Origin of the sequence: Flavobacterium sp. (assembly GCF_043773265.1) — a bacterium.
In the GTDB taxonomy this organism is placed as follows: domain Bacteria; phylum Bacteroidota; class Bacteroidia; order Flavobacteriales; family Flavobacteriaceae; genus Flavobacterium.
Map to the genome: position 1 here is coordinate 1 of NZ_JAYVFH010000290.1, position 9,640 is coordinate 9,640.

8 protein-coding genes are annotated in these 9,640 nt (G+C 30.7%); 2 read left to right on the plus strand and 6 right to left on the minus strand.

Annotation, left to right across the window (positions count from 1 at the left end):
* The 4 genes from ACH2BO_RS15070 to ACH2BO_RS15085 all read right to left on the minus strand — a co-directional run.
* On the minus strand, nucleotides 1-462 hold a 462-nt coding region (locus tag ACH2BO_RS15070), incomplete at its 3' end, for an ATP-dependent zinc protease (protein ID WP_395045554.1).
* Nucleotides 463-550: 88 nt separating this feature from the next.
* Nucleotides 551-946, minus strand: a complete 396-nt coding sequence (locus ACH2BO_RS15075) for a retropepsin-like aspartic protease (protein ID WP_395045555.1) — start codon at nucleotides 944-946, stop codon at nucleotides 551-553.
* The gene (locus tag ACH2BO_RS15080; RefSeq protein WP_395045556.1) at nucleotides 943-1,188 is read right to left on the minus strand and encodes a hypothetical protein; all 246 of its coding nucleotides are present in this window, start codon (nucleotides 1,186-1,188) and stop codon (nucleotides 943-945) included. The genes ACH2BO_RS15075 and ACH2BO_RS15080 overlap by 4 nt, the downstream gene beginning before the upstream one ends.
* Nucleotides 1,189-1,338: 150 nt before the next feature.
* Nucleotides 1,339-3,882, minus strand: a complete 2,544-nt coding sequence (locus ACH2BO_RS15085) for an ATP-dependent Clp protease ATP-binding subunit (RefSeq protein WP_395045557.1) — start codon at nucleotides 3,880-3,882, stop codon at nucleotides 1,339-1,341.
* 262 nt (nucleotides 3,883-4,144) lie between these two features.
* On the opposite strand from ACH2BO_RS15085, the gene gyrA reads away from it, so the two are divergent.
* Both gyrA and ACH2BO_RS15095 read left to right on the plus strand, forming a co-directional pair.
* Entirely contained in the window at nucleotides 4,145-6,763 is a 2,619-nt protein-coding gene (gene gyrA, locus ACH2BO_RS15090) for a DNA gyrase subunit A (protein WP_395045558.1), read from the plus strand.
* Nucleotides 6,764-6,850: 87 nt separating this feature from the next.
* Entirely contained in the window at nucleotides 6,851-8,179 is a 1,329-nt protein-coding gene (locus ACH2BO_RS15095; RefSeq protein ID WP_395045559.1) for a hypothetical protein, read from the plus strand.
* 33 nt (nucleotides 8,180-8,212) lie between these two features.
* On the opposite strand, the gene ACH2BO_RS15100 is transcribed toward ACH2BO_RS15095, so the two are convergent.
* Both ACH2BO_RS15100 and ACH2BO_RS15105 read right to left on the minus strand, forming a co-directional pair.
* Complete coding sequence (locus ACH2BO_RS15100) at nucleotides 8,213-8,785, minus strand: DNA polymerase III subunit gamma/tau (RefSeq protein WP_395045560.1); 573 nt, start codon at nucleotides 8,783-8,785, stop codon at nucleotides 8,213-8,215.
* A 95-nt stretch (nucleotides 8,786-8,880) separates the two neighbouring features.
* Nucleotides 8,881-9,640, minus strand: a 760-nt coding sequence (locus ACH2BO_RS15105) for a DNA polymerase III subunit gamma/tau (protein ID WP_395045561.1), incomplete at its 5' end; no start/stop codon positions are given.

The window sequence follows — 9,640 nt, forward strand, 5'->3', positions numbered from 1 at the left end:
TACATATAATTCTTTAAGATTTTCAGTTGTAGGTTGACCTAAAAGATATTTTTGTTCAGGATCAACAAGAATTCTACCACTCATGGCTTCACGACCAAGTAACATTCTAAAACCCATTGAATCTCGGTTGGTCAAGGTCATTTCTATTGACCAAGTTTCGTTTCCGATATTTATATTGGTCTGAATTACATAACGTTGCTCTCGAAATCCGCTAGAACTTTTTACAATTCTTTTGTCTATAAGTAAAGCTTCGCAATGAATTACAGTTTTGAGATTATTCTGAATTGGATTAATGTCAAATTTTACCCAATTGATATCATCTTTTACAAAAGGAGCAATGTTTATGGCGTGTAAAGCAGAAGTTTTTGCGCCTGAATCTACACGAGCTTTTATGGCAGGAATTCCAATTTCTGGAAAGGAACACCATTCTTCTGATCCTAATATTATTTTGTTTTCTGGCATTTTATAAAATTTTAAGCCACGAAGTACGAGAATTTTCACTAATTATATTGTGTAATTCAGGTATTTCGTGGCAGAAATGTTGATTTTTTTATATTTCGATTGTTATTTCTTTTTTTGGAATATCAATACAGAATTTATTGTCTTTTAAAAAATTTAATCCAATAACTCCATCATAATCAGAAATTATTCCATGAGATAAGAAATCGTAAACTTGAACTTCAAAATTATTTTTCGTAATTCCCAAACAGTCTATTTTTTCAATATCATAACGTTCAACAATTATTATTCCGTTGGCGGTTTCAATTTCTAATTCTCCTTTGCTATTTTTTAATTCATATCCACTAAAGTATAAAACATTACTGTCTATAGTACAATGGGTTGCTGCTGTATCTAATGCTAACCTAAATTTAAATTTGTTTAAAATTGTTGCATTTACAATTATAACATCTTCCTCTGAAAGTAATTCGAAGTTAAATTTTCTCATAACCTTCTTAAAATTCCATTTGTTCTAATTTTCTTTATATTTCCAGTATAGATTATAGTTACAGTTTTAAAATTATCAGTCATATTTCTTCCTAGATAGCAAACCTCTTTTTTATCTTTACTATGAAAAATTGGAACACCAGAAATTACATCAATTTGACTTTCATCCATTGTTGGATTTCCCAATAAAACCCATTCATCGGGAAATAAATTTTTAATTTCTTTAATTGATGTATTTTCCATAGAACCTTTAGTTTTCTAATATTTTCTAAAAGAATTATTTCTCTTTTATATTTATTTTATAAACCATTAAGATATTGAGTTTCATTAAGGAATACTAACTTAATTTTCTTAATTTCTTAATGGTATTTTGTAAATATTTTATTTTAATTACTAACTAGTTGGTTCTCCAGCTTTTTGAACTTTTACAGTCAATTCTTGCGAACCTTCTTCAATATCCATAAATATTTCGTCTCCAGATGCAATTTTAGATGTGATAATTTCTTCTGCTAAAGCATCTTCAACATATTTCTGAATGGCTCTTTTTAATGGTCTTGCTCCAAATTGTCTATCAAATCCTTTTTCTGCAATGAATGCTTTTGCTTTATCAGATAAATCTAAATTGTAACCTAATTCTTTAACTCTAGAATATAATTTTTTCAATTCGATTTCGATGATAACATCAATATCTTCTTTTTCTAAAGCATTGAAAACTATAACATCATCAATTCTGTTAAGGAATTCTGGTGCAAAAGTTTTCTTTAAAGCATTTTCAATAATTCCTTTAGAATTATCGTCTGCATTTGCAACTCTTGCTGCTGTTCCAAATCCAACACCTTGACCAAAATCTTTCAATTGACGAGCACCAACATTGGAAGTCATAATGATAATCGTATTTTTAAAATCGATTTTTCTTCCTAAACTATCAGTCAAATAACCATCATCCAGAACTTGTAACATCATATTGAAAACATCTGGATGTGCTTTTTCAATTTCGTCAAGAAGCACAACACAGTATGGTTTTCTTCTAACTTTTTCGGTTAATTGTCCACCTTCTTCATAGCCAACATATCCTGGAGGTGCACCAATTAATCTAGAAATTGCGAATTTTTCCATATATTCACTCATATCAATACGAATTAACGCATCTTCTGAATCGAATAATTCTTTCGCTAAAACTTTCGCTAATTGTGTTTTTCCAACTCCAGTTTGACCAAGAAATATAAACGAACCAATAGGACGATTTGGATCTTTCAATCCAGCACGATTTCTTTGAATAGAACGAGCAATTTTTAAAACGGCTTCGTTTTGTCCAACTACTTTTCTTTGAAGTAGTTCTGGTAAGTTAGCCAACTTATTGCTTTCAGTCTGAGCAATTCTATTAACAGGAATTCCAGTCATCATTGAAACTACATCGGCAACATTATCTTCGGTAACTTCTATTCTGTTATTTTTAGAATCTTCTTCCCATTTTTCTTGAGCTATTGCTAGGTCTTTTTCTAGTTTTTTTTCGTCATCACGAAGTTTGGCAGCTTCTTCATATTTCTGTCTTTTTACAACAGAATTTTTCAGTTCGCGTACTTCTTCGAGCTGACGTTCTAAATCTAAAATTTGTTTAGGAACATCAATATTGGTAATGTGAACTCTAGAACCAGCTTCGTCAAGAGCATCAATAGCTTTGTCTGGTAAAAAACGTTCTGACATGTATCTATCAGTTAATTTCACACAAGCTTCAATGGCTTCTTGCGAATAAACAACGTTATGATGATCTTCATATTTATTTTTGATATTATTCAAAATAATAATTGTTTCATCAACAGAAGTTGGTTCTACAATAACTTTTTGAAAACGTCTTTCTAATGCGCCATCTTTTTCTATATATTGTCTGTATTCATCAAGAGTTGTTGCACCAATACATTGAATTTCTCCACGAGCCAAAGCAGGTTTGAACATATTTGAAGCATCGAGTGAACCAGTTGCTCCACCAGCACCAACTATTGTGTGAATTTCGTCTATAAAAAGAATAATATCATCATTCTTTTCGAGTTCGTTCATTACCGCTTTCATCCGTTCTTCAAATTGTCCTCTGTATTTTGTACCAGCAACTAAACTGGCTAAATCTAAGGTTACAACTCGTTTTCCAAATAAAATTCTTGAAACTTTCTTTTGAATAATTCGCAATGCTAAACCTTCGGCAATAGCAGATTTTCCAACTCCAGGTTCACCAATTAGTAATGGATTGTTCTTTTTTCTACGACTTAAAATTTGTGAAACTCGTTCAATTTCTTTTTCACGACCAACTACCGGATCTAATTTTCCTTCTTCTGCCATTTCGGTTAAATCGCGACCAAAATTGTCTAAAACAGGAGTTTTAGATTTTTTATTAGATTTATTTGCAGGTGTATTAAAATTATCTCCTTTTAAGCTGTCATCTTGTCCTGAATCTTCATTAAAAGATTCGTTTTTCGGTAAATTTTCTAAAAATTCTTCTTCTTTAGGTGTCATATCTAGATATTGTTCTTTAGCTACTTCGTAATCAATTTTAAGTTTATTAAGTAGTTTAGTTGTTGGATCGTTTTCGTTTCTCAATATGCAAAGCAGTAAATGCGCAGTGCTTATAGAAGTGCTTTGAAATACTTTGGCTTCAAGGAAAGTAGTTTTTAATGCTCTTTCTGCTTGTCGAGTTAAATGCAAATTTTTCTTTTCTATATTTATTTCCGCATTAGGATTTGGTGGACTTAAAATTTCAACTTTCTTTCTAAGATGATCTAAATCTACCGAAAGACTATTTAAAATAGATATAGCTTTACCGTTTCCGTCTCTTAAAATCCCAAGCATCAGGTGTTCAGTGCCAATAAAATCATGACCTAAACGCAAAGCTTCTTCCTTACTGTAGGTTATAACATCTTTTACTCTTGGCGAAAAATTATCATCCATTTTTTCTTTTATTATTATTGTAAATTTAGTGATTTATCTTGAATTATTACAAATATCATTCCTAGTAAATCGCTTGTCAGTAAATTGACAAAAAAAATGTCAGATATAAAAGCAGTTAGCACTTAATTTTATTAACTATTATAAAGGTGTATTTTGTTAATAAATCATTCAAATTTGTGAGTAAATTAGCTTTTAAAAATAGTTAAAAAGTGTATCTTGCGCGTTAGAATTAAAAATAAATTATTTTAAAAATTATATAAATATGTCTGACGGAGAAAAGTTAATTCCTATTAACATTGAAGATGAAATGAAATCAGCTTACATTGATTATTCAATGTCTGTTATTGTTTCAAGAGCATTGCCAGATGTGCGTGATGGTTTAAAACCTGTGCATAGAAGAGTATTGTATGGAATGTATGATTTAGGAGTTTTTTCTAATAAAGCCCACAAAAAATCAGCAAGAATTGTTGGAGAAGTTTTAGGAAAGTATCATCCGCATGGAGATACATCGGTATATGATGCAATGGTTCGTATGGCTCAAGAATGGAGTATGCGATACCTTTTAGTTGATGGTCAAGGTAACTTTGGTTCTGTTGATGGTGATAGTCCAGCAGCAATGCGTTACACCGAAGCCAGAATGAAAAAGATTTCTGAAGAAATCATGGCCGATATCGAGAAAGAAACTGTAGATTTTCAGTTGAACTTTGATGATACTCTGTACGAGCCAAAAGTAATGCCAACAAGAGTTCCAACTTTATTAATTAATGGTGCAACCGGAATTGCAGTAGGAATGGCTACCAATATGCCACCACATAATTTAACAGAAGTTATCAACGGAACATTAGCATATCTTGACAATCCAGAAATTGAGATTGATGAGATTATGAACTATATAAAAGCACCAGATTTTCCAACTGGAGGAATAATTTATGGTTACGAAGGTGTTCGTGAAGCTTTTAAAACTGGTCGTGGAAGAATTGTAATGCGTGCCAAAGTTGGATTTGAAGAAGCTAACGGAAAAGATGTAATTATAGTTTCTGAAATTCCGTATCAAGTGAATAAGGCAGAAATGATCAAAAAAACTGCCGATTTAATTAACGAAAAAAGAATTGAAGGAATTTCTAATATTCGAGATGAGTCGGATAGAAACGGAATGAGAATTGTTTACGAATTAAAACGTGATGCAGTTCCAAACGTAGTTTTGAATACCTTATATAAATTCACACAACTTCAATCTTCTTTTAGTGTAAACAATATTGCATTAGTAAAAGGAAGACCTCAAATGTTGAATGTGAAAGATATGATTCACTATTTTGTGGAACATAGACACGAAGTAGTTGTAAGAAGAACCCAATTTGAATTAAGAAAAGCAGAAGAAAGAGCACATATACTAGAAGGATTAATAATTGCATCTGATAATATTGACGAAGTAATTAAATTAATTCGCGGATCTAAAGATGGTGAAGAGGCAAGAGTAAAATTAATTGAACGTTTTAAATTATCAGAAATTCAAGCTCGTGCTATTGTTGAAATGCGTTTGCGTCAACTTACTGGTCTAGAGCAAGATAAGCTTCGTGCAGAGTATGAAGAAATCATGAAATTAATCAATCATTTGAAAGAATTATTGGCTAATGTTGATTTAAGAACAGCTTTAATAAAAGAAGAATTAGTAGAAATTAGAGAAAAATATGGCGATGAGCGTCGTTCTGTAATTGAATATTCTGGTGGAGATGTAAGTATTGAAGATTTAATTGCCGATGAAAATGTAGTAATTACAATTTCGCATGCTGGTTATATTAAACGTACAAACTTAACAGAATATAAAACTCAAAACAGAGGTGGAGTTGGACAAAAAAGTGCTGGTACAAGAGATCAAGATTTCTTAGAACACATGTATGTTGCAACCAATCATCAATATATGATGTTCTTTACACAAAAAGGTAAGTGTTTCTGGATGCGTGTTTATGAAATTCCAGAAGGAAGCAAAACTGCCAAAGGTAGAGCGTTGCAAAATCTAATAAATATAGAGCCAGACGATAAAGTAAAAGCATTTATTTGTACACAAGATTTAAAAGATAAAGAATATACCAACAGCCATAACCTTATTATGGTTACCAAAAAAGGTCAGGTTAAGAAAACATCTTTAGAGAAATATGCTAAACCAAGAATTAATGGTGTTGCTGCAATTACAATTAAAGAAGGTGACGAATTATTGGCTGCCGAATTAACCAATGGAACAAGTCAAATTATTTTGGCTGTAAAATCGGGTAAATTAGTACGTTTTGAAGAAACTAAAACACGACCAATGGGAAGAACAGCTTCTGGAGTTCGTGGAATTGTGTTAAAAGATGCAACTGATGAAGTAATTGGTATGGTTTCTGTAAACGATATGAACAGTGAAATTCTTGTAGTTGCAGAAAATGGATACGGAAAACGTTCAAGCTTAGACGAATATAGAATTACAAACCGTGGTGGAAAAGGTGTTAAAACATTAAATATCACCGAAAAAACTGGTAAGTTAATCTCTATAAATTCGGTTACAGATGCTGATGATTTAATGATTATCAACAAATCTGGATTGACAATTAGAATGGCAGTTGAAGATTTAAGAGTAATGGGAAGAGCAACGCAAGGAGTGAAACTTATTAATATTAAAGGAAACGATTCGATTGCAGCGGTAACTAAGGTAATGAAAGATGATGTTGAAGAAGTTCTTCTTGATGAAGATGGTAATATTATTGATGCACCAGCAATTGAAAGAGTAAAACCAGTATTGGAAATCCTTGAAGATGATGGAGTTGCAGATGATGATGACGATGACGAAGATGAAGTTGTTGAAGATGAAGATTCTGATGACGAAGATTCAGACGACGAAGAATAAATAAAAACCAAACCAATTTTAGATTGTATTTCAACTTTTTAAAATTGGTTTTTTTAATAACAATTAAAAATTTAAATTACAATTAATATGAAAATTAAACAATTAATAATTGCTGGGACATTATTAGTTTCTGTTGCTTCTTTCGCCCAGAAAGATGAATTGAAAGCATTAAAAAAAATATATGCAAAAGCAGAAATAAAAGGTGCTGATTTGGCTGAATATAAATCTTTAGTCGCTAAAGTTGAACCTTTGGCAACAGAAGAAAGTGATAAAGTTTATGCTGGTTTTTATAAAGCTATGATTCCTATTTTAGAATATATGGCATTAGATAAAACCATGACGCAACTTCAAATTCAAATGGCTGTTTCTAAATTTGTAAGTCCAAAGTCAATTTCAGAATTGGCTAATGGTTTAAATGCAACTTTAGATTATGAGAAAAAAACTGGTAAAAAAGTTCAAACAGATGATATCTTAGAAACTATTACTTCTTTTAAACCAGAATTATTAAATTTTGCTGTTGCATTAGGAAATCAAAAGAAAAACAAAGAAGCATCAGATGTTTTATATTCAATTTATCAATTGGATAAAAAGGATATAGAAAACCTTTACTATGCTGCAAATTATGCAGTTAATGGTCAAGACAATGAAACTGCTCTAAAATATTATCGAGAATTAAAAGCAATTAATTATACTGGTGAAGGAACTATTTATTATGCTAAAAATGTTGCTTCTGGTGAAGATGAATCATATCAATCTAAAAGCGATAGAGATAATTTAGTTAGATTAAAAACTCATGTTTCTCCACGAGATGAGAAAATTCCATCTAAAAAACCCGAGATATATAAAAACATCGCTTTAATTTTAATTGAAAAAGAAAGATTTGATGAAGCCAAAGTTGCATTATCTGAAGCTAGAAAAGAAAACCCTAAAGATTCATATCTATTAACAGCAGAAGCCGATTTGTATTATAAATCTAAAGATTTAGTAACATATAGAAAACTAATTAACGAATCGTTAGAAATAAATCCTAACGATGCAGGTTTAGTTTTTAATTTAGGTATAGTTTCAAATGCTGAAAACAAATTAGATGAAGCCGAAAAATACTATTTAAAAGCAATCGAATTAAAACCTGATTTTATGGATGCTTATTTAAATTTATCAGATTTAAAATTGCGTCCAGACCCAAAATTAGTTGAAGAAATTAATAAACTTGGAGAATCACAAAAAGATTTAAAGCGTTATGAAGTTCTAAAAGCAGAAAGACAAAAACTTTTTAATACTGCAATGCCCATTTTAGAGAAAGCACATGAATTGGATGATAAAAATGAAGCGGTAAAATCTAATTTGATGAATATTTATAAGTTCTTAGAATTAAATGAAACCGAAAAATATAAAGCTCTAAAAGCTAAAATGTAAAAATAAAAAAACCGAAAGAAATTTCGGTTTTTTTTATATTTCTAAATCAAATATTTTTCTCAGTTCTTCTATATTTGGATTTATTTCTTTAAGTCGATTGTATTTATCTTGCGATGTAAAAGCAATTTTGCTCTTAACTTTTTCATTTACAATAACATCAATTGCAATATCGTGATTGTGCAAATGTCCTCGTAAATAACCTAAAAGTTCAGGTTTCTCTTTTTCAAAATCTATTTTTGATCCTTCGTTTGGCAATTCATAAACGATTTTAAATCCATCAAGCTTTGGATCACTTATTCTTAATAAAGATTCCATAATCATGTGACCTTTATCGTTCAATCGTTGAGCATATTTAAACCAAAAAGTTAACATTTCTGTTTCAGTAAAATCGTTTGTTGGCAATTGTTCTTCAACTCTTACAATTCCTTTTTGAGATTCAAGTAATTCTTTTTTTGCACGAATACTTGCTAATGATAATGCAGAAACAGAAACAGTTTCGGGTATCGAGTTTTGAATTTCGAGCTCTTTTAAAATTTCTGGTTCCGAGTTTTGAGTTTCGACTTTTTGCAAAGTTTCGGATTGTGAGTTCTGTGTTTCGGATTCCAAGTTTTCCGATAAATTAATTTTTTCAACAGCAACCATAGAATCCGAAACCTTTTCTGTAATCGAATAATCGTTTCTTCTAAAATAAGTAGGTGGAATTATAAACTCAAGTTTTTTTTTTCTCCATCAAAGTTGATAGAGCAAAGTTGCATAAGTGCCAGTTCTACAAGCAATCGTTGGTTTTGTGAAAGCTTAAATTTTAAATCACAATCATTGGCAATTTCAATTCCTTTCAATAAAAAATCTTGATTACATTTTTGTGCCTGTTCACCATATAATTTTTGAGCTTGTTCTCCAGCTTCAAACAATGTTAGCGTTGCAGGATTTTTAGAAACCAATAAATCTCTAAAATGTGATGCTAATCCTGCAATAAAATGATGTCCATCAAATCCTTTTGATAAAATATCATTATAAGTTACCAATACTTGCGGAATATTATTTTCTAAAATTAAATCGGTTACCTTAATATAAGTTTCAAAATCAAGTACGTTTAAGTTTTCAGTTACAGCTTGACGTGTTAAATTGTTTCCACAATATGAAACCACTCTATCAAAAATTGACAAAGCATCACGCATTGCACCATCAGCTTTTTGAGCAATAATATGCAAAGCATCATCTTCACAAATTACACCTTGACTTTCAGCAACTTCTGCCAAATGTTCTTTAGCATCTTTAACAGTAATTCGTTTAAAATCAAATATTTGACAACGAGATAATATCGTTGGTATAATTTTATGTTTTTCGGTAGTTGCCAAAATAAAAATGGCGTAGGATGGAGGTTCTTCCAAAGTCTTCAAAAAGGCGTTGAAAGCACTCGTTGAAAGCATGTGAACCTCATCAATTATATAGATTTTGTAC